This window comes from Gammaproteobacteria bacterium (assembly GCA_040183005.1).
GTDB lineage: Bacteria > Pseudomonadota > Gammaproteobacteria.
Window position 1 is genome coordinate 832,823 of sequence record JAMPIW010000007.1, and the last position, 19,030, is coordinate 851,852.

Annotated in this window: 22 protein-coding genes and 3 pseudogenes; 1 reads left to right on the forward strand and 24 read right to left on the reverse strand. The window is 50.1% G+C overall.

The window, feature by feature from the left end:
* Positions 1–188 precede the first annotated feature (188 nt).
* The 24 genes and pseudogenes from M3A44_09785 to M3A44_09900 all read right to left on the reverse strand — a co-directional run bounded on the left by M3A44_09785 (position 189) and on the right by M3A44_09900 (position 17,547).
* Entirely contained in the window at positions 189–818 is a 630-nt protein-coding gene (locus M3A44_09785) for an acetyltransferase (protein ID MEQ6341921.1), read from the reverse strand.
* Positions 808–1,950, reverse strand: a complete 1,143-nt coding sequence (gene neuC / locus M3A44_09790; GenBank protein ID MEQ6341922.1) for a UDP-N-acetylglucosamine 2-epimerase — start codon at positions 1,948–1,950, stop codon at positions 808–810. Before neuC ends, M3A44_09785 begins: the two co-directional genes overlap by 11 nt.
* Positions 1,947–2,978 (reverse strand): N-acetylneuraminate synthase, encoded by a 1,032-nt coding sequence (neuB, locus tag M3A44_09795; GenBank protein ID MEQ6341923.1) that lies wholly within the window; start codon positions 2,976–2,978, stop codon positions 1,947–1,949. The genes neuC and neuB overlap by 4 nt, the downstream gene beginning before the upstream one ends.
* Positions 2,975–3,676: an acylneuraminate cytidylyltransferase family protein gene (locus M3A44_09800; GenBank protein MEQ6341924.1), complete on the reverse strand. Its 702-nt coding sequence runs from the start codon at positions 3,674–3,676 to the stop codon at positions 2,975–2,977. Before M3A44_09800 ends, neuB begins: the two co-directional genes overlap by 4 nt.
* Positions 3,676–4,323 (reverse strand): imidazole glycerol phosphate synthase subunit HisH, encoded by a 648-nt coding sequence (hisH, locus tag M3A44_09805; GenBank protein ID MEQ6341925.1) that lies wholly within the window; start codon positions 4,321–4,323, stop codon positions 3,676–3,678. The genes M3A44_09800 and hisH overlap by 1 nt, the downstream gene beginning before the upstream one ends.
* On the reverse strand, positions 4,316–5,086 hold the full coding sequence (locus M3A44_09810; protein ID MEQ6341926.1) for an imidazole glycerol phosphate synthase cyclase subunit: 771 nt from the start codon (positions 5,084–5,086) through the stop codon (positions 4,316–4,318). Before M3A44_09810 ends, hisH begins: the two co-directional genes overlap by 8 nt.
* A 15-nt stretch (positions 5,087–5,101) precedes the next feature.
* On the reverse strand, positions 5,102–6,433 hold the full coding sequence (locus tag M3A44_09815) for an N-acetyl sugar amidotransferase (GenBank protein MEQ6341927.1): 1,332 nt from the start codon (positions 6,431–6,433) through the stop codon (positions 5,102–5,104).
* A gap of 2 nt (positions 6,434–6,435) precedes the next feature.
* Positions 6,436–7,689: a hypothetical protein gene (locus M3A44_09820; protein ID MEQ6341928.1), complete on the reverse strand. Its 1,254-nt coding sequence runs from the start codon at positions 7,687–7,689 to the stop codon at positions 6,436–6,438.
* 3 nt (positions 7,690–7,692) lie between these two features.
* Complete coding sequence (locus M3A44_09825; protein MEQ6341929.1) at positions 7,693–8,850, reverse strand: hypothetical protein; 1,158 nt, start codon at positions 8,848–8,850, stop codon at positions 7,693–7,695.
* Positions 8,851–9,150: 300 nt separating this feature from the next.
* Complete coding sequence (locus M3A44_09830) at positions 9,151–10,248, reverse strand: hypothetical protein (GenBank protein ID MEQ6341930.1); 1,098 nt, start codon at positions 10,246–10,248, stop codon at positions 9,151–9,153.
* A complete protein-coding gene (gene asnB, locus M3A44_09835) occupies positions 10,245–12,056 on the reverse strand; it encodes an asparagine synthase (glutamine-hydrolyzing) (GenBank protein ID MEQ6341931.1) in 1,812 nt (603 codons plus the stop codon). Before asnB ends, M3A44_09830 begins: the two co-directional genes overlap by 4 nt.
* 1 nt (position 12,057) lies before the next feature.
* Positions 12,058–12,612 (reverse strand): sugar transferase, encoded by a 555-nt coding sequence (locus M3A44_09840; GenBank protein ID MEQ6341932.1) that lies wholly within the window; start codon positions 12,610–12,612, stop codon positions 12,058–12,060.
* On the reverse strand, positions 12,609–13,442 hold the full coding sequence (locus M3A44_09845; protein MEQ6341933.1) for an HpcH/HpaI aldolase/citrate lyase family protein: 834 nt from the start codon (positions 13,440–13,442) through the stop codon (positions 12,609–12,611). Before M3A44_09845 ends, M3A44_09840 begins: the two co-directional genes overlap by 4 nt.
* Positions 13,435–14,916, reverse strand: a complete 1,482-nt coding sequence (locus M3A44_09850) for a hypothetical protein (GenBank protein MEQ6341934.1) — start codon at positions 14,914–14,916, stop codon at positions 13,435–13,437. The genes M3A44_09845 and M3A44_09850 overlap by 8 nt, the downstream gene beginning before the upstream one ends.
* 59 nt (positions 14,917–14,975) lie before the next feature.
* Positions 14,976–15,159: pseudogene (locus tag M3A44_09855) on the reverse strand (GDP-mannose 4,6-dehydratase).
* Positions 15,160–15,213: 54 nt separating this feature from the next.
* Positions 15,214–15,399, reverse strand: a complete 186-nt coding sequence (locus M3A44_09860) for a hypothetical protein (GenBank protein ID MEQ6341935.1) — start codon at positions 15,397–15,399, stop codon at positions 15,214–15,216.
* A 4-nt stretch (positions 15,400–15,403) separates the two neighbouring features.
* A complete protein-coding gene (locus tag M3A44_09865; GenBank protein ID MEQ6341936.1) occupies positions 15,404–15,673 on the reverse strand; it encodes a DUF3368 domain-containing protein in 270 nt (89 codons plus the stop codon).
* Positions 15,609–15,893, reverse strand: a complete 285-nt coding sequence (locus tag M3A44_09870) for a hypothetical protein (protein MEQ6341937.1) — start codon at positions 15,891–15,893, stop codon at positions 15,609–15,611. Before M3A44_09870 ends, M3A44_09865 begins: the two co-directional genes overlap by 65 nt.
* On the reverse strand, positions 15,890–16,141 hold the full coding sequence (locus tag M3A44_09875) for a UPF0175 family protein (protein ID MEQ6341938.1): 252 nt from the start codon (positions 16,139–16,141) through the stop codon (positions 15,890–15,892). The genes M3A44_09870 and M3A44_09875 overlap by 4 nt, the downstream gene beginning before the upstream one ends.
* A gap of 114 nt (positions 16,142–16,255) precedes the next feature.
* A pseudogene (locus tag M3A44_09880) lies at positions 16,256–16,456 on the reverse strand (GDP-mannose 4,6-dehydratase).
* A 23-nt stretch (positions 16,457–16,479) separates the two neighbouring features.
* On the reverse strand, positions 16,480–16,680 hold the full coding sequence (locus M3A44_09885; protein ID MEQ6341939.1) for a DUF2283 domain-containing protein: 201 nt from the start codon (positions 16,678–16,680) through the stop codon (positions 16,480–16,482).
* Entirely contained in the window at positions 16,677–16,898 is a 222-nt protein-coding gene (locus tag M3A44_09890) for a DUF4258 domain-containing protein (GenBank protein ID MEQ6341940.1), read from the reverse strand. Before M3A44_09890 ends, M3A44_09885 begins: the two co-directional genes overlap by 4 nt.
* A gap of 35 nt (positions 16,899–16,933) precedes the next feature.
* Positions 16,934–17,125 (reverse strand): hypothetical protein, encoded by a 192-nt coding sequence (locus M3A44_09895; GenBank protein MEQ6341941.1) that lies wholly within the window; start codon positions 17,123–17,125, stop codon positions 16,934–16,936.
* 98 nt (positions 17,126–17,223) lie between these two features.
* A pseudogene (locus M3A44_09900) lies at positions 17,224–17,547 on the reverse strand (MarR family EPS-associated transcriptional regulator).
* Positions 17,548–17,765: 218 nt separating this feature from the next.
* Here M3A44_09900 and M3A44_09905 point away from each other — a divergent pair.
* Positions 17,766–19,004, forward strand: a complete 1,239-nt coding sequence (locus M3A44_09905; protein ID MEQ6341942.1) for an IS4 family transposase — start codon at positions 17,766–17,768, stop codon at positions 19,002–19,004.
* Positions 19,005–19,030: the final 26 nt, after the last annotated feature.

Genomic DNA, 19,030 nt, shown 5'->3' on the forward strand with positions numbered 1-19,030 from the left:
CTAAAGAATCGCCAAGGGCTTTGCCTTCAAGCAGCAAACGCCGAATATCACCATCCGTAATCGTGCGCTCAAAAGTGCCGTCAGCCCGCAATAACAACAAAATGCCAGACCCCTCCTTGTCCAGAATGGCCAGCGCATCAAAAAGACTTGTCGCTCGATTAAGGCTAATTGCAGCTATGTTCATTCGTTTACCCCTGAATACACCGAGCGGGAACACCAACATAAGTGCCCCCTGCCAGTAAATCGTGCAGAACCACTGCCCCCGCCCCTACAACACACCCTTCTCCAATCGAAACACCAGGAAGCACATTCGCCCCTGCTCCAATCAGAACGCCATCCCCTACAGTCACACCGCCGCCTAGTGTGGCATTCGGCGCCACATGGCAAAACGTGCCCAAATGACAATCGTGGTCAATCACGGCACCATGGTTCACAATGCAGCCCGCGCCCAGAGAAGACTCCGGCGCCAGAATAGCGCCTGCAGCAACGAAGCAGCCGGCCCCCATCTCAGCAGAGGCCGCCACGATAGCCCGCGAATGCAGAATAGAGTGGTACTTCATACCTGCTTGCAGACAAAGTCCGGCAACACGAGAGCGAAACCTGTTGTTACCAATGGCCACATGAAAATACCCGCCGGGTTGCAATGCTTTAGCAATGGGTACAGTAATAGGCAACCCCATAGAAAACAAACCGGTAAACTTCACATCATCATCTGCCAACTGCAACAAGCAATCGATGCCATGCAGGCTCCGCAGGGCATCGATTACTACCTTGGCATGCCCACCAGCCCCCACAATCAAAAAAGATTCAGTACGCATTGGATTTCAACAATACCGAGGCCGAAAAATCCAGCAAACCCAGCAGCTGAACGATTTTCTGGGCCGCACAACCCCGGCCGTAAACATTGCCTGGCATGAGCCGCCCGCGGGTTAGAATCTGACCAAGTGCCACATCCACATCCCTACCCACCACCATGACATCCGTGATATTGGCATTGCGCTCGCGCAGGTTCTGGCGCACCCCCACATTCAGCACGGGCGTACCGAAGCTGGCTGCCTCGATGATACCGCTGCTTGAGTTACCCACCATCACATCGCACGCCGCCATCCATGACACGAATTCGGGCCTTGGCAAGTGCGTCAGCACCCGTACCCGCGGGTGCGGGGCGTAGCTCTCCAATACCGTGCGAACGCCTTCACTGCCCGCATCTGAATTGGGCATCAAGGCAATCACCTGTAAACCTTGCCTCAAACAAGCCTCCAGCAATGCACACGCTTCACTTGCCGCGTTATCGGCCTCTTGCAGCACTGGGTGATACACAAACAAGGCAAGCCCTTTGGTAGGGTCAAACCCCACGCCATTGCACAGTGCCACACGGTCAAGGGTAGCCAGCTCACTCAAACCATCCAACCCCGGCGCGCCGGTTACAAAAATATGATCGGCACGCTCACCCATGCGAATCAATCGCTCGCGCGCATCCTGCGTGGCCACAAAGTGAAAGTGTGAGAGCTTGGTGATTGCGTGCCGTACAGGCTCATCAACCGTACCTGATCTTTCCCCGCCGTGAATATGCACTACCGGAATGTTCAAATGAATCGCCGCCAGTGCCCCAGCCAACATCTCACCCCGGTCGCCCAACAACAGCACAACATCCGGCCGCAAGTGTTCAAAAGCTGCTACGCACCCTTCAAGTGTCTTTGCCAAATTACGTGCCATAGCGGCGCCCGTGGACGTATCCATCTCAACCGGAATACGTGCACCCACATTCAAGCCCGCCGCCTCAATCTCACGCACGGTCAAACCAAAACGCTCTGACAAATGCATGCCCGTTGCCACCACATCCAGCGACAAAACCGGGCTGGCATGTATCGCCTGCAAGGTGGATTGCATCAGACCAAAGTCGGCGCGCGTGCCGGAGACATAGCAGACCCGTCGCACACCGCGCGTCATACCAGATCGCTCCACTGCAAGGTCATACCGGGCTCAATATTCCGCACAGCTTTTTTACCAACCACTGCCGCCAGATCTTTAGGCGCGATGCCATTGCCGGGCCGCATCAGCGCCACATCCTCTGGCACAATAACCTGACCAGCGGTAACGCCACACACCAGTGTCACGCTACGCCGCACCAGTTCGCGCACCGGAAGCTCGCTTGTATTCAGTTGCTTGATGGGTGAACCGAGCGCACGTTCCACATCGCGGATACGAGCAATCATCTCAGCCAGCTCATCCGGTTCCAGCGAAGCCTTGTGATCGGGTCCCGGCAAATTACGGTCCAGCGTAAAGTGTTTTTCGATCACTGTTGCCCCCATGGCAACAGCAGCAACAGAAACGGTTGTTCCTGCCGTATGATCAGAGTAGCCAACGGGCAAACCAGTGGCTTGTGCAATGGTAGTCATGGCACGCAAATTCACATCTTCAAGGGCTGCGGGATAATTGGAAGTACAGTGCAGCACCGTCAACATGCTTTCCAGTGGCGCAGTAAAATCTAGCTGCTGCCGTACCGACCTAACCACCTCAATCGCATCATGAATTTCGTCCAGCGTAGCCATACCCGTGGACATAATCATCGGTACGTTTTTGCTTGCCAGGTACGCCAGAAACGGGTGATTGGTGATTTCTCCCGAGGGTATCTTGATATGCCGCATGCCCAAGGCGATCAGAAAGTCGGCGGCCTCTTCATCAAATGGGGTGGACATGAATTCGATGCACAACTCATTGCAGCGCATAAACAGTTTGCGATGCAAAGCCTCAGACATTTCCAGCTGCTTGAGCATCGAATATTGGTCGCCCTCACCAGTTTCACGTTTCTGATATTCAGCCTTTTCAGCGCCTTTTCGCACCAGCTTGTCCGCTGAAAAAGTCTGAAATTTGACCGCATCCGCCCCGCAGCGCGCGGCCGTCTCGACCAACTGCAACGCTAGTTCATCGCTGCCATTGTGATTGACGCCGGCTTCGGCGATAACAAAAGTTTTCATTGTTCGGCCATCCAATCTGCAATCAGCATCTCTGCAACACGCCAGTCAAAGGGGGTGTCGACATCGATGTTTTCTACTCTCTCAGAACATAACACTAAGCGGCATTTCTTGGGGAAAAACGTTCTTTGTTCAACCAATGACCCCACTCTTATGAGATACAACGCGCCATTGACCGCATAGGCGGGTGGGTAATCTTGTGAGCGGGTCACACCAGAAGGATTAGTCAGCCATGGCTCAAGAAAGCCATCGGCAGAGTTCTTGAACGTAAGGTAAGGGTGCGTATCAGCAAGAGAAACGCCAATCACCCCCTCGCAATCGTCGCTGTTCAATAGATCAAAAGCCGCGACCCAACGTTGCGCGAAACGAATCGGCGTAGTAGGCTGCAACAAGGCGACTGCATCAAACTCTTGGCCATTTGCACGTTTCCAACTCAGAACATCTAATACCACCTCAATCGAGGTGGCTTCATCCGTTGCCAATTCAACAGGGCGAAGGCGCGGCACCTCAATGCCATGGCTGCTGCAGACAGCCGCTATTTCTGCACTATCTGTTGAGACCTGAATGTCAGTGAACGAAGGGATTGACTTCGCAAACTCAATCGACCAGGCAATCAGAGGTTTATCAAATAGCTGCCTGGTATTTTTACCAGGTAAACGTTTGGAGCCCCCGCGCGCTGGAATAACCGCCAAAACGCGCATCAAAGCCTCATAAACCCGCGCAGAATGTCTAACCCAATCTCACCGCTACGCTCCGGATGAAATTGGGTAGCCATAATGTTATCCCGTTGCACCGCCGCACAAACACGATGTCCACCATAAACAGTGTCAGCCAGACGCACCGAAGGATCGGTTGGCACTGCCGCAAACGAATGCACGAAGTAGACAGCAGGGTGCCTGCCCTCAAATGCCTCCAGCAAACTCCCGTGCCAGCTTCGCCCTGTTTCAGGCGCCACCAGGTGATTCCAGCCGATGTGCGGTATCCGCTGTTCAGCGCCATCCACTGTCAACTTGGGCACTGCCTTCACACTGCCGGACAGTACACCCAAACCTGGATGGTCACCAAATTCCTCGCTCGTCTCAAACAGCATTTGCATACCTACACATATACCCAGAAACGGCCGGCCCGTATCCACAAAGCGCTTGATAGCATCACCAAAGCCACGGGCTTCGACCTCAAGAATACTATCGCGGAAAGCCCCTACACCAGGCACAACCAACTTTTCTGCTTTCAATGCGCTAGGCGCATCTTCAGTAATCGTGACCTCTGCCCCACAATGCTCAAAAGCCCTCGCAACATTGAGCAGGTTGCACATGCCATAATCCAGCAGGGTTATTTTGTTACTCATCATCAAGTTTCCGTACTGAAAGCCCGGCCGCAAGTGCAGCCCGACGAATTTCCTTCAAGTCAAGACGCTTGTAGTGGAGTACGTCAGCCATCGCAATCGCATCAGCCAAGCCCTCACGTGCAGCAGCTAAAAAATCATCTATCGACCCCATGCCACCGCTCGCGATAACAGGCACGGATACCGCCTGACTCACTTGACGAACCAAATCCAGCTCAAAACCCTTACGGGTGCCTTCGCGGTCCACAGATGTCACCAACACCTCACCCGCACCCAACTCAACTCCACGCCGTACCCACTCAATCACATCCAGGCCGGTACGCTCTCGGCCGTTGTCAGTGTAGACCTCCCACTTACCAGAACCGATCTGTTTGGCTTCGATAGACAGCACCATGGCCTGAGAGCCAAAACGATAAGCTACCTCAGATATCAACTCAGGCCGGGCAATTGCTGCCGTATTAATGGCCACCTTGTCAGCACCGGAGCGAAGAATGTGCCGAGCATCATCAACAGAACGAATACCACCACCCACGGTAATGGGAATAAATACATTTTCGGCGGCGCGGCGGATGATGTCACTCAGGTTATTACGACCATACAGACTGGCCACAATATCCATGTATATCAATTCGTCCGCGCCAGCTTCGTAGTAGCGAACCGCATGTTCTTGAGGATCTCCAATTACACGCAAGCCCTCTAATCGAATCCCCTTTATTAAATTCGGCCCCTTAATATCGAGCCTTGGAATTATTCGCAGATTACTCATTGATAATTCACAGGCTTACTTAGACACATAACTTTCATGCCACACAGCATGGCGCAACTTCCACTGTTCATCTTCCCACTTCCACAGATGAGGCGAACGGAAACTATCGGTCAGGTTCATGAAGTAAGCTCTATCCATAATGGGATTCTCAAACATCTTGCTAGCTTCAGGAAACTCATTGGCCGGGATGCTCAAATATTTGAAAATTTCATCCGCAAAACGCTCAGGAAACTCATGATCAAAACGCCTAACTAGCGCCACGCCCTCCTCACGGTTAATGTCACGCGAGCGAATCTCTTGCGCAGCATCATAGCTTGCGCGACCAATTCCAAACTTGATGCCAGTTGTGTAGTAGTGGAAGTCATCAATTCGATCATCAATGCTATTGTACTTGCTGTATGTCCCAGGGGTTCTTTCTGGCGATGCTTCGAATCCACCATGCTCAACCGCGTAGTAATAACATGACTGAGGATGCCATTTCATGTAGTAGCCCAAATAATGAACCTCTACATTCTTCTCATCGATTTCGTTTGGATTGGCAGGCAAGTAGGGAGCCAAATCACACTGCTCTACGCCGAAATTTCGCTTTAAATCAGCTACCGAGACACCACCCAGGTGAACTTTCGACTGATCTTCGGCCGTAAAATATGACCAATCACGTTTTGCCGATTCGGTATCGCCGATGGGGTTACCATATTCGGCCTCATTTTCCCCGTAAATGACCAACGGGATATTGAATAATAGTGCCATTTTTGGCGCCAATGACTTTTGCCCAAACATAAAAGCCTGAAAAGGATGGAACAAATTATCTACTGCAAGGCGGGTTAAAAGACGATGCACTCTTCCATTTGGCGTCATCAAATAGTTGTCGTGACCAGCATGAATCCATTTCTGAAAATTTCTCCAACCCCACTCCGTATATACGTGCGGCGCCCAGGTAACGGTCAACGGGTGCATACCATACTTGGTACGCAAAATATGCGAGGCATAAAAACTGTCTTTGCCACCTGAACCAGGAACAATACAATCGTAGCTGCCGTCCTTACTGCGATGTTTGTCTAGCAATTCGTGCAACTGACGTTCTCGCTCATCCCAATCAATCACGCTATGCTTATTTTCTGCAAAATTACAAGCATCGCACACGCCGTTTTCATCAAAGTTAATGGTTTTTTTCTTCGATTCTTTGGTGTGGTTGTATTCCACGGCCGAGTTAGGGCGTTGATTTGAAATCACGCAGCTCTTGCAAAACACCACCTCTTCGGGAAGACCATACTTAGCCTCCAAATTTCGAGCATCTGCCGCGAATTTTAATTTATCTACTTCCTGCGGAACCTGGATGCGATCCATAACTAACAATCCTCATAATGTTTCAAAAGCGATTCAATCACGTTTACAACTTTCTGCGTGGCAGAGGTGTTCACCACAACATTCAATGCCTTCCCATCTGTATCATCGCTCGGGAATTTAGCGAATTGGCCTTGCTTGTGTAGCCTGAGAATGGCCCCGGGTAACTCATCAAGTGTCGGCACGCCATGCGAGATGCCCATTTTTGAATAAGGTGCATCGGCAGTAAAGATAGAGCAATCAACGGACACCACTGGCTTACCAATGATCGACGCCTCTAGGCCTACAGTAGATGCCGTCACAACTACTCCATCCACCGCGTGCAATAGAGCATGCAGACTCTCTGCAGTTGGGCTGAAGGTCACGCCATACTGCTCAACAAACTCAATTTTCTCACTTGGATGATACCTCACCACCAAACGAAATCCTTGAATCCCCTGCACAAAGTGCCGCAGCACGGCCTCAATCTTGCGTGGCAACGTAGGATCTCCACGAAGCGGCGCAAAAGGGTGTCGCTCCGGCTCAACCTGGGAAGCCCAAAGCAGTGTTACCAAACCATCATTCCATCCGCGCTCATGACTGAGCCTCACACCCGCAGCCCTGATTTCATCCTGCTGCAACCGATCAAAGGCTGGATTGCCGGTTACTATAATTTCGCCTTCCTTTCGCCCATACGCCAGAAGCATGTGTCTAACGGCCTCATTGAGAACACATACCTTGGAAGCATAACCCGGCTTGCCTATCCACTGCACCTCTTGTAACGCAAACAGATCAACTGCACATACTGACGGAATTCCGTATTTTCCTGCGACAAGAATGGCAGCTTGTTCGGCACGCGGGGAATTAGTCGCAAACACTACATCCGGTTTAAAACGACCCATTACCAGCTCCATTACACCTATCGGCAGAAACGCTTGACGCCCTTTTTGGGCGTACTTGGATGCCGCCACCTTTTCACCCATGCGGACTACCAAGTCCTGGTAACAAAGACCAAGATAGGCAATCGTCTCCTCCTTGCTGACAGGCCCACCGTTATCCAAGTCTTGAGCCAAGCGGCAACCAATTTCATAGGCCTCTCGATTTGACGGCTCAAGCAAATCCTTAAATCCAATACTGCTGATACCCTGCCCTTTGAGATAGCTACCCGCCGTCGTCAGGCCAAGCACCGTAACATCATGTCCTCTGCGCATCAGTTCTTTTGCAACTGGTGCAATAAGCGCGACATGCCCACCGCCGTAAGTGACTGCAAGAATCTTCATGCGTTATCTTTTTGGGAAAACTACAAAATCTAATGGTTCTCGCAACCCGCTAATTTCGGCATAAATTTTTTCAGTCGATGGGTCAAGCAATAACACTCGATCATTACCTGTATCAGCGATCAGCCACGCTCCCTTATATGGCCCAGTAGTTATCTCCTCGACATGACCAGGGAAACGGAGTAGCCTGTAACCAATAGAACGAACTTCTTGACCCGTTTGCGGATCTAACTCTCTAATAACCCCCGCATGCTCATCGGCAACAAGCAAAGTATCTCTATCGGTTAAGCTGATCCCATTTGGATATGTAAAGCCAAGCCAGTAATAGCGGACTCGATATGTACGTGTATCCAGAACCACGATTCTATTATGCCCCCCATCTGAAACATACAATTCTCCATTACCAAATTCTAATCCTCGCACGTCAGAAAATATGGGGGCTGTAAGCCTTCGTATCCTTTTTGTTGAGAATGTATATTCATACAATGCAGCCTTATTCCAATCCTTGAAGTCTTTATACCCAACAAAAAAAAGCTTGCCATTCGACTGTTTTATCTTTGTAGCAGCGTATCCGTCAATTAAAACAGACAATCTTCCAGTCAACTTATCGTAAACATAAATTTTCCTGTGCCCTGGGGCGGATACTAGCAGAGGATCATTTTCACCACCGGCCACCGAATAGAATGCCGTGTTGTAATCACCGCCTTCAGAAACAACAGTACCATTCCTTTCTATGTAATAGGCTCTTAATCCCAAATTGGTTGCAACAAAGAGATCAAAACCAATAGGCAAGATAGGATAGTTAACCCGCGGTTTCCCGGTGCTATAGTTTGCTGTAGTGTGTTCGCCAATCTGACCATCCTCGTACATTATATAATCAACAGGCGAGCGCGTTTCTCTTGACAACGGAGCGCTCGACTCTATAGTCAAATTAATCTCACGCAAGGCATTCGCCAAGTCTTCAGATTTAACGCTTTTAGGTCTCAAGATGATTACATGATCCTTTTTCTCCATATACTTAATACCATTCGCAGACAATGCGTCACGTATTACAGTCAATTCAAAACAATGTTTATCCTTGCTCAGTAACGATGCACGGTAGTTTTCACCCCCCGCACCTTTGGCTAATACAACGTCAGCGCCTTTGGGTGAAATGGATTTCACCCCCACCGGCAGCCATACGCTTTCGCATTGGCTGCGGTACGCCGAGTCATATATTCGTACCCCATCTATGCTATAGCGCCCAGATAAGCCATTCTTCGGCGACACAGGGGCTGCCGCCTGTACGGCCCAAGTTGAGATCATTAGACAAATAAGCAATATCCCCCGAAGGGATGGTCTATATAAAAGCATTCTTTTTGCCCTTGCCTTCAATTTTACCCCTCAACATAAGGTTGCACCCACTTGCAATGTCCGACCCAAGACAGGTCACTTCGCGGCACGCACTGGCTACCACAAGGAACTCTACGCCACTCCAGGGCTATTGGCGGCTTCTCGCCCCCGCTTCGTTTTCCATGGCTCGGCGATTGACTGACGAGGAAACTTCAAATGCTCAAAGCTCACCATACCAAGCATCATCACTGGAGGAATGGCCATAACTAACGTTGAATAGCCAAACATTCCACCCACTAAAGAGATAACAGTAGCATATGCTGGTAGCCTCACTATTGGAAAGAATGCCCCTAACACAACAGCAAACATTATAAATAGAGCCAACACTACCAAACTCAACACCACTACCACCCAATCAGCTATATGGAAAATTATTCCGGCACCATGGGTCAACATATCCCAAAGACCATCAAATCCATCACCATAAAAATCAAGGTTTTTCATCATCAGCTTATCCAGCAATGGCAGCATCATCAGCATCGCCATTCCAAACAATAAAAATACTCTCCAATCTCTCACTGATAATCTACCTTGGCCAAGACTCCCCAGAATACGACAGCACCACCAACCATAGAATGTTATAATTACCACTATAAAAGTACCACTACTAACGCTGGCCAAAAAGAAAGCTAACAGCACCCGTGCTGTTAGCTCACTCGACCCTAGGAGTCTATGATCCCAAGCCACCATGGTATGTAGTAACAAAGCCATCCCCATGAGGGCAAAGGCAATCCGACCGTGCATAAATCCAGAAAGCACCATGAAAAAAGCTGATGCAGTGATCAACAGACCCCAGCTTTTACGACTATGCAACAACATCCGGGCCGTATCGGTTACATTGACTGCTATAAAAATAATCAGCAATGCCACCAATTGAGAAAAAAGCCAATTGGTAGAGAAGCCTGTTAGATCACTTAACAGAAAAATCGGCAACACCAGCGCATAACGCAAGCCATGCGGGTGCAAGATTAAATCAGTGATATCTGTTTCACGCCCCCATAATTCTAGAACCTGGGGCCAGATCTCAAACTCAACAAACCCCATCCATACCCAACTAATATAGAGTGCGACCATGAACCACCAAAGCGCACGCATTTTTCCTTGGCCAGACTTGGCTTTCGAGCTTCTTCCATTAAGCCAAGCGCGAGCAGGTATTGGCGTGACGCTCATATTAAATCGCTTAAAACCGGGTACCCCTGCCGGTTTTTATCCATGAAAATCCGATGCCAAATTTCCACCGCCAGCAATGCACGAATCTCTCGCGTAAAATTGGCGCTGCCATTCTGATGAGAAACGAGCATAGAATGGACACACTCAGCATCAAATATCTTTCTGTCAACACTTCTCTGAGACAGCAGGAGATCGTGACAATATTCCGCCAGTTCATTCTTAAACCATTCTCCCACCGGCACAGTAAACATTTGTTTTTTTCGGTACGCTAAAGTGTCACCAATAAGTGGGGTTACAGCTTTTTTGTAGACGTACTTTGTTTCACCATCGCGCAGCTTGAAATGCCCTGGCATGCGGAACGCGAATTCCATCATGCGATAGTCAAGAAAGGGGGTGCGGGCCTCTAGCGATACCGCCATACCCATGCGGTCAGGCTTGACTAGATTATTGCCTGGCAACAGTAACATCATGTCAATATATAGCGCCTGATTTAGGCGATCCATATGCGCCGCCTTATTGTATAGCGGACGCACCACTTCGTAGGAGTCAATCCCGGCGACTTTGGTGGCAAACTCAGGCGTATACAGCACCATCTTTTTGTCATTGGTGAAGAGGCTGATATTTTGGTAATAGGCGTGCTGAAACGCCTCGTTACTCAGCGCTTGCACTGAGTCGTCACCGAAAAAGTCCCGATATTTATCATATCCGGCAAATAACTCATCTGCGCCATCCCCTGTCAGCACCACCTTGACGTGCTTGGCCGCGAGACTGGAAACCCGGTACGTCGGAAGGAACGAGATATCGCCGTGTGGCTGATCACAGAAATAGGTTGTCAGAGGCCATAAATCAAGCATGTTGGCATCTACCCGCTCCATCACATGATGGGCGCCAAAACGATCAGCTGCGGCCTGAGCGAATGGCGCCTCATCGAAGCGAGGGTCATGAAAACCGATACAGAAGGTATCAACCGGCTTGTCCATATGACGCGCCATGAGGCCAACAACCGTGCTGGAGTCAACACCGCCGGACAGGAATGCACCAAATGGCACATCTGAACGCAAGCGCAAACGCACGGCATCGTCCAGGATGGCATTGAATTCGTCGATCCACGCACTCTCATCCTTCTCCTCGGCGCGCATCTTCGCCAGATCCCACCAGCATACCGTCTCCTGATTATTGCGCTGAATACGCATGAGATGCCCTGGCATTAGATGTTGAACGCCCTTAAACATCGTGTGCGGTGGTGGGACGTAGTTGTATGTGAGGTAATGGTGCAAGGCCTCTGGATTCATTTCCCTTGGAATGTCTGCCCGCAGGAGGGCCTTGATCTCAGAGGCAAAAAGCAGGCGGCGACCATCGTCGTAGAGAAACAGCGGCTTCACACCGACTCTATCACGGATCAAATAGAGCGCATCCTGGCGACCATCGTAGATAGCGATGCTGAACATGCCATTAAGCCGCGACACGAAATCGATACCATCGCGTTCGTACAGCCGCAGCAACACCTCGGTGTCGGAGTGGGTTTGACAAGGATAGCCATCTTTCGCCAGCTCACTGGCAAGCTCAACATGGTTAAAGATTTCGCCATTCTGCACCACTGAGATCATGCCATCAGCGGACACAAACGGCTGATGACCACCAGCAATATCAATGATGGAAAGTCGCTGATTACCTATCGCCACGCCATCGGCGGAAAAGATCCCGCAGTCATCTGGGCCACGATGGGCAATCGACTCTCCCATCGCTTTCAGAACCTCGGCATCGAGTTGCTTGCGGGCTCGATCAAAATAACCGAAGATGCCACACACTCTAATTTCCCCCTTTCAACAAGACCTGTCGCACCGTCAACAGCAGTATCCACACATCAAACCAGAGTGATGCTCGACGCACATATTCGAGATCCAGTGCCTTGCGCTGTTCTTCCGTACCTGCGGAACGTATAGTGGCCTGAGCTAAGCCCGTAATTCCCGGCCGGACCGAATGCCGCTCTTGCCACTCGGCGTCAGTATACAAGATTCGCTGCGCGGGCACATCGGGGCGCGGCCCTACCAGGCTCATATCTCCCTTCAACACATTGATAAGCTGCGGCAATTCATCCAAACTGGTGCGACGGATAAATCGACCAATGTAAGTGATGCGAGGATCATGGTCTGTGGTGTAATAAGGTCCAATTTTGCTGGCCTCCTTGACCATGCTGCGAAACTTGAGAATATTGAAGATTTTTCCTTGATGCCCGATGCGTTCCTGGCGAAACAACACCCCACCAGGCGACCCAAGCGCGATGGCAACAGACACCACCAACAGAATGGGGGACGCCAAGATCAGCAAAACCGAAGAAACCATGACATCGAATAGCCGCTTCATTTAACCCTGCGTCGCTTGATATTCTGCGCGATTGCCGCAACGATATCGACAACGGCACGCTGATCGCGCTGTGCTGCCTCTTCCGTACGCTGCTTAAATGATTCCTCGGCCTCACGCAACTTACAAATCTCTTCCTTAAAATCCATATGCGCCTGTAGCTCACTGACCTCTTGACTCTGGCGGTGAAAAGTGCGCGAGAGAATAACCGATGACGAGCCTAGACGCATATGTTCAGCCAAGATCATTTCCGCGGACAACAAGCCTTCGCCCACCCGAGCAATGCCTCCAAAACCAAAAGGTAAGTTGGCTGCTTTGATGATTTTGGCCATACTCTCAACCATCCCATTGGCCAATAGTTCAAACATGAAATCAAGCCCTAGGCAAAGGTGTAAATCATTGAGTCCAATGTATACTTCTGCGACACCACTGACATCTACCAACTCAGGGAGGGTAGCCATGGCCTCCAGAGTTTCCACCAGAGGTATTACCCCCGCCCGCCCATTGACCCGCTCGCAAAAATCGCGAACCTCTTGTACGCGAGTAAACATGGGCAGCATCAACAAATCCGCTCCTGCCGAGATTGCCGCCTCGATTTCTTGGTCAGTCCCAGCGTTATAGGGGTTAAGGCGCACCAGTAGTTCAGAGCCCGGTATGGCCAACCGCACACGCTGCACATCCTGGATAGAGTGCCGACTAATCAGGGTGTCCAAATGTCCTTGACGCTCCTGCTTCCCCAGCACTTCCAGATCGACAAATATCCGGTTTACGCCACTCTCAACAGCGAATTGCGCCATTTCGGGATTATTCGTTATTAACATCAGCTTAATCATGTGATCGCTTCTTAATAATATCAAAAATAAATGCTCGATAAGTTGTTGTTGCCATTATCCCGGAGATCATTAACAAAACAACGCCGACACCGGCCCATATTACATTGCCCAACCGCCCTTGATCCGACATGGCTGAGAGCGCCGCAATAGGAGAAAACACAATGAGCGATGCCAAAATGATCTTCACCACCCCTAAATTCAGCAAGGCACTTCCTATCGAAATATTGTGTCTCGCTCTCAAAACCACAATATGCAAGACCATGATAATCCAATAGCTTGCAGTCATCGCTGCCATCAACCCCGGCAAACCATAAGCATGACCTGCCAGCCAACTCGCAGGCAGAAAGCACATTATCGCACCAATATTAATGTAAAAAGGTGTCGCCGTATCCCGCTTAGCATTGAAAGCGGCAACCACCAAACTAGAAACGCCCTGAGCAGGCAACGAAAGAAATCCAATGGCAGCCAGAACACCGATACTATTCACCGCCTCTTTCGACATTTTTCCCCAACCAAAGGCCAGTCTTGACAAGTCAGCGCTGAACCAGGCCATAGATATCATCATTGAAAATGAGAGAATAAGTACAATCGTTACGCCTTCATGCAGGATTTTTTTGCTTTCGATGGATGATGAATCCTTCGCAAAGCCCTCAGCCAATCGCGGAAATAAGAGCACGGCTAGTAGGGTAATACTGACGCCAAGAGGAAACTCCACCAATTTGGTCGCATAGTTGAATGTCGCCAATGCTCCCTCATCGTTAAATGATGCCATCGCTCTTGCAACAACGGGAAAGAGAAGAAGCAAACTGCCAGCACCCAGCGCCTGGCAATAATGGATAAGCAACGGATGAGAAATCAAGCTAGGGCGAAAACTCCCTGATCTCAAATATGATCTGGGCAAACATACAAGCTGAGAAAACCAGCGGAGTAATCCCCCAAGAATCACAAACCCACATAGTAGCCGTAAGGAATCCTCATCGCTCACGAAGAAAAATAACCCAACAATCACTACGATGTTGAAGATTAGCGTTCCGAAAGCGGGCGCGGTAAAACGCTCGTGCGCCTGCAGATAGGCGGTGCTCACCCCCGCAAGGGCCGTCAGCGGAATCACCCACAACACGTATTTAATAACATCAGCCGCGCGTGATGCTGTATCCGGAGAAAACCCTGGGGCAACCAAATGGATCAGCTGCTGGGAAAATATCATCAGGAACGCGGCCAGGAGCAGAAAAACCCCGCCAATCATGATACTTGATTGCAGAAATAAACTAACGCCCTCGCTCGGGCTCAGCCGCTTGAATTCAGGTATCAATGCAACGGAGAGCGCACCGCCTACCAATATATTGACTAGCAAGTCTGGAACAGTGAGTATTAACACCGCTAAATCGGCGCTCTGACCGACCCCATAGGTTGCAGCAACGAAAGATTCCCGTACGAATCCAGATGCCCTACCCACCAAGACGGCAAACGACATCCATAGGCCTGCCTTGAGGAGCCCTCTATACAAACGCCACACTCTCATTAATTGAAGAAATGGAATATGAAATTTCTGTTCTGCATATGCGGATCTTGATACAAGCGATCAATCCGACCGGTGTTGAACAGCGATACACGGCGCTTAATGCCATGCACTTCATAATCCTGGTAGAGCCAGAAACGCGGCGAGGTAAGCCCCGTCTTGCCCGGTGACACCGGTAATTAATGCGCATCCTGCCATCTTTATCTATTTCACTCTATTTCTAATGGTTGGCGGTGTCCACCCTGTGCGAATTCATACGCCATTCCAAACCTCTTCTTCGACACGGGTCAGAACATCTTTTGCAAAACCCGCTGATTCTTGCAGCTTGGTGAGCATGAATTGGTTGGCTGCTGATGCTTCATTTATGTCCAACACTATTCCTTCGGTCAGCGCATCTACAGTATTGGGAACAAAAATAGGGTCAAACTCGATTTCCATATGCTTAGCCTCGCCCCCCAGTCTCGCCAGCCAATTCGAGTACGGATTGTATCAAGTTCTCGCTCATAAAGACTGAACTGGCGGCAATTTGTTCGACCAAGGGAGCAACGCGAGGAATCAAACCGATTCGTTTGGCTTGAAGTAATACGCCCAGAGAGCCCACCGTTTTGATCTGGTTGATTTTCGCAACCTTACGACCGCGCCTGTCATTAATGAGTAGGTAGTCGGCAGCTACTTCCCTTGTAAAGCAGCATGGCTTGGGTTTCGCCAGCATCGGCAAAAGCATCCAGGTAAACATAACGCTGCATATCCACCGCACGAACCTTGCCGTGCAGATAGCTTCTCAGGCGAGCAGATTGGGGCCTATCAACTGTAGTTACTTCAGAAAAAACGGCCTCGGGCACCAGCACGTTACCGAAGATTACTTCAAGCAAGGCGAGGCTGTCGCAGGTCGCGAGGGCGATCAGCGCAGAGGCATCTGCGACCAGAATCATGTTGGGTCAAATCCAGCCAGTTCTTCAAGCAACTCATCGCGCGTGATGTCGATAATGGGTATCCGGTTTGTCTTGCAGATGCTCATGAAGTCATAAAGGTTGACCCCTGCCAGTTCTGCAGCTTTAGCAAGCGTTACCCTCTCTCGCTGGTAGAGCCAAAGGGCATAAGAAGTGCGAATTTCTTGCCGGATGTCGGGTACTGTCTGAAATGCGACAAAGTCATTGGGTAAGTCGATTGCTATTTGCATGATGGGCCTCCAAATTGATGCGGATTGAGGAATGCTGCCGAATATTCCATTCGATTTCAATTTTCATAATCAGTGCGCTAGCCCCCTACTGCAATTCTTGATGGGCGGTTGCCAGTCATTCATCTCACCAGGATGCAAAAAGAAACGAACCCCTTCTTCGTGAGAACCACGATACAGGCGCTCAATCCGGTTCGGATTAAACAACAATCCACGGCGCTTGATACCGTGCACTTCATAGCCCTTGTGGAGCAGAAACTCCGAGAGGTACGCCCTGCCTTGCCCGCTGACACCCATAATTAATACACACTCAGCCATGCTGTAAGCCGAACAGCCAATACTCACGCCACTTCAAACTGCATCTGTTTCAGATTGGCTTGGGGGACACGATCTTTTGCCCTTAGAATTTCAATCCCCACGACTTGATTATGCTCATTGAAGTCAAGGACAATTCCAGGTTGGACTTCCTGAGATTCTACGATTTTAGATTCATCAAGACGCATATATATCGCATCTGCCTTTTCATCAAAATGTACTCTCATAACTTATCCTTTTGTGTCCGGTCAAAATAAACGGTCACAATCCGCCACGGTTTAACCGTTTTATTATAAATCACGCGCAATACCCTATCGCTATGTTCTGGAATACGGCCCAAAGCATGACCCAATGCCGGGTCTTCCGGATCCGTTTCCATTCTTTGTGGGTTCGTCAATATGCGAGCCACCCATTCCAGCAGGATTTCACGCTCAGCAATAACCACTTTGGCATGAATTGTCTTATGTAAACGGGAAGCTTTCAGGTGACATAGTTATTACTAAACCGGGTGATTTGAACGCCGGCACCAAAAATGCCCTCTGCGGTTTGCCGAATGAGCTGAACCTGTTCAAGTGTAAGATGCATTACAGTGGCATCACGTGACATAAACGAAAAAATGGGATCAAACTCGAATTCATTCGGTATGTCATTATCATTCAGGCTTGATTCCATTTCCAGACCCGATCACCATACAATCATGGCAGCGGATTTGCCAATTGTGGCTCTTCTATGCCAATTACTGGTGCCGCTGTGTTATTCGGTCGCCCAGAACCAACTTCACGCCGTAAGCTCTCGATCTCTCCCCGCAGCGTTTCGTATTCCACCATTTTACGCTTGAGAAAACGGACAGCGACACTGGCCTTTTCATCCATGCCCATTGGGGTAAGAAAATAAGCGTAGGCGGCCTTGTTGTTGCTGTTGCGGAAGTTTTTGGCTTTGATGAGGCCCTTGCCAATCAGCGCCTTGAGGCAATAGTTGGTTTTGCCCAGACTGACGCCGAGCACCTCGGCCAGCGCGCGCTGACTAATGTGCGGATCTTCCTGCAGCAGTTTCAGAATCTTGTAGTGGGTTTCGTCGTCGAGCATGGGGCGCATATGTTCACCGGATGAACAATTACAGCAAATTAATCGGGACTGGTCAATTGAAATTTTATCCGCCATTTATTTATATCGCCCCAGAAGTGTCCGGCAATTTCGCAAAGACGGCTATATAACATGATGATGTTGAATAGGAAAGTGTGTGTTTAGGGGTGTCACCGACTTGAACGTGAATTTTTTGGGAAACTGGGGCTTTCCCCCCAGGAGTTTCCGTCATGTATTCAGGCCAGTTGGTGTTCGCACAACTCATGGAGCATTTGCCCCTTCACACATTCCGTCGCTGCGTGCAGCGCTACCCTTCCAAATATCCCACCAAGACTTTTTCGCATCTCGATCAATTTCTCTGCATGGCGTTCGCGCAGCTGACTTACCGCGAAAGCCTGCGCGACATCGAAACCTGTCTGCGCGCCCACCAAGCCAAGCTCTATCACTTGGGCATACGAGGCAACATCGCCAAGAGCACGCTGGCCGATGCCAACGAGCAACGCGACCGTCGCATCTACGCGGATTTCGCGATGAGCTTAATCCAGACCGCCAGAAAGCTTTACGCCAGCGACAGCTTTGCGGTCGAACTGGAACAGACGGTCTACGCACTCGATACCACGACCATCGACCTGTGCTTGAGCGTCTTTCCGTGGGCACGCTTCCGCTCCACCAAAGCTGCCGTCAAGATGCATACGCTGCTCGACCTGCGCGGCAACATTCCAACCTTCATCCACATCAGCGATGGCAAGATGCACGAGGTCAATGTGCTCGATATCCTGATACCCGAAGCCGGCAGCTTTTACATCATGGATCGTGGCTTCACCGACTTCGCTCGCTGGTTCACCCTGCATCAAGCACAGGCGTTCTTTGTCATCCGTGGCAAATCCAATCTGCTCTTTCGTCGCGTCTACTCTCGCACCGTGGACAAGTCCACTGGACTGCGCTGCGACTTGATAGTCATGTCGTATTGGTCGCGCCATTCATCTCGCACCGTGGACAAGTCCACTGGACTGCGCTGCGACCAGACCATTGCATTGACTGCTCGCAAGGCCAGCAAGGATTACCCGCAGCACCTGCGACGCATCAAGTTCTACGATGCCGAACACGACAGGTTTCTGGTCTTTCTGACCAACAACTTCGACCTGCCTGCGCTGACCATCGCTCAGCTTTATCGTTGCCGCTGGCAGGTCGAGCTATTCTTCAAGTGGATCAAACAGCATCTTCGAATCAAGCGGTTCTATGGCACCACCGAGAATGCAGTCAAGACGCAAATATGGATCGCCATCGCGGTTTACGTCTTGGTCGCCATCGTGAAAAAGCGGCTCAATACCGAGGCTTCGCTTTACACAATCCTACAGATTTTGAGCCTGACTCTTTTCGAGAAAACGCCACTCGGTCAATTACTTAAAAATGCGGAGACGCAAATGAGCATGCAGAAAGACAATAACCAATTGAATCTATTCAATTAAATTACCGGACACTTCTGATATCGCCC

Coding starts and splice junctions, on each gene's coding strand:
- M3A44_09785 (MEQ6341921.1), bottom strand. CDS start 818: ATGCGTACTGAATCTTTTTTGATTGTGGGGGCTGGTGGGCATGCCAAG.
- neuC (MEQ6341922.1), bottom strand. CDS start 1,950: ATGACGCGCGGTGTGCGACGGGTCTGCTATGTCTCCGGCACGCGCGCC.
- neuB (MEQ6341923.1), bottom strand. CDS start 2,978: ATGAAAACTTTTGTTATCGCCGAAGCCGGCGTCAATCACAATGGCAGC.
- M3A44_09800 (MEQ6341924.1), bottom strand. CDS start 3,676: ATGCGCGTTTTGGCGGTTATTCCAGCGCGCGGGGGCTCCAAACGTTTA.
- hisH (MEQ6341925.1), bottom strand. CDS start 4,323: ATGAGTAACAAAATAACCCTGCTGGATTATGGCATGTGCAACCTGCTC.
- M3A44_09810 (MEQ6341926.1), bottom strand. CDS start 5,086: ATGAGTAATCTGCGAATAATTCCAAGGCTCGATATTAAGGGGCCGAAT.
- M3A44_09815 (MEQ6341927.1), bottom strand. CDS start 6,433: ATGGATCGCATCCAGGTTCCGCAGGAAGTAGATAAATTAAAATTCGCG.
- M3A44_09820 (MEQ6341928.1), bottom strand. CDS start 7,689: ATGAAGATTCTTGCAGTCACTTACGGCGGTGGGCATGTCGCGCTTATT.
- M3A44_09830 (MEQ6341930.1), bottom strand. CDS start 10,248: ATGAGCGTCACGCCAATACCTGCTCGCGCTTGGCTTAATGGAAGAAGC.
- M3A44_09840 (MEQ6341932.1), bottom strand. CDS start 12,612: ATGAAGCGGCTATTCGATGTCATGGTTTCTTCGGTTTTGCTGATCTTG.
- M3A44_09845 (MEQ6341933.1), bottom strand. CDS start 13,442: ATGATTAAGCTGATGTTAATAACGAATAATCCCGAAATGGCGCAATTC.
- M3A44_09850 (MEQ6341934.1), bottom strand. CDS start 14,916: ATGTCGTTTGCCGTCTTGGTGGGTAGGGCATCTGGATTCGTACGGGAA.
- M3A44_09860 (MEQ6341935.1), bottom strand. CDS start 15,399: ATGGAAATCGAGTTTGACCCTATTTTTGTTCCCAATACTGTAGATGCG.
- M3A44_09865 (MEQ6341936.1), bottom strand. CDS start 15,673: ATGCTGGCGAAACCCAAGCCATGCTGCTTTACAAGGGAAGTAGCTGCC.
- M3A44_09870 (MEQ6341937.1), bottom strand. CDS start 15,893: ATGATTCTGGTCGCAGATGCCTCTGCGCTGATCGCCCTCGCGACCTGC.
- M3A44_09875 (MEQ6341938.1), bottom strand. CDS start 16,141: ATGCAAATAGCAATCGACTTACCCAATGACTTTGTCGCATTTCAGACA.
- M3A44_09885 (MEQ6341939.1), bottom strand. CDS start 16,680: ATGAGAGTACATTTTGATGAAAAGGCAGATGCGATATATATGCGTCTT.
- M3A44_09895 (MEQ6341941.1), bottom strand. CDS start 17,125: ATGGAATCAAGCCTGAATGATAATGACATACCGAATGAATTCGAGTTT.
- M3A44_09905 (MEQ6341942.1), top strand. CDS start 17,766: ATGTATTCAGGCCAGTTGGTGTTCGCACAACTCATGGAGCATTTGCCC.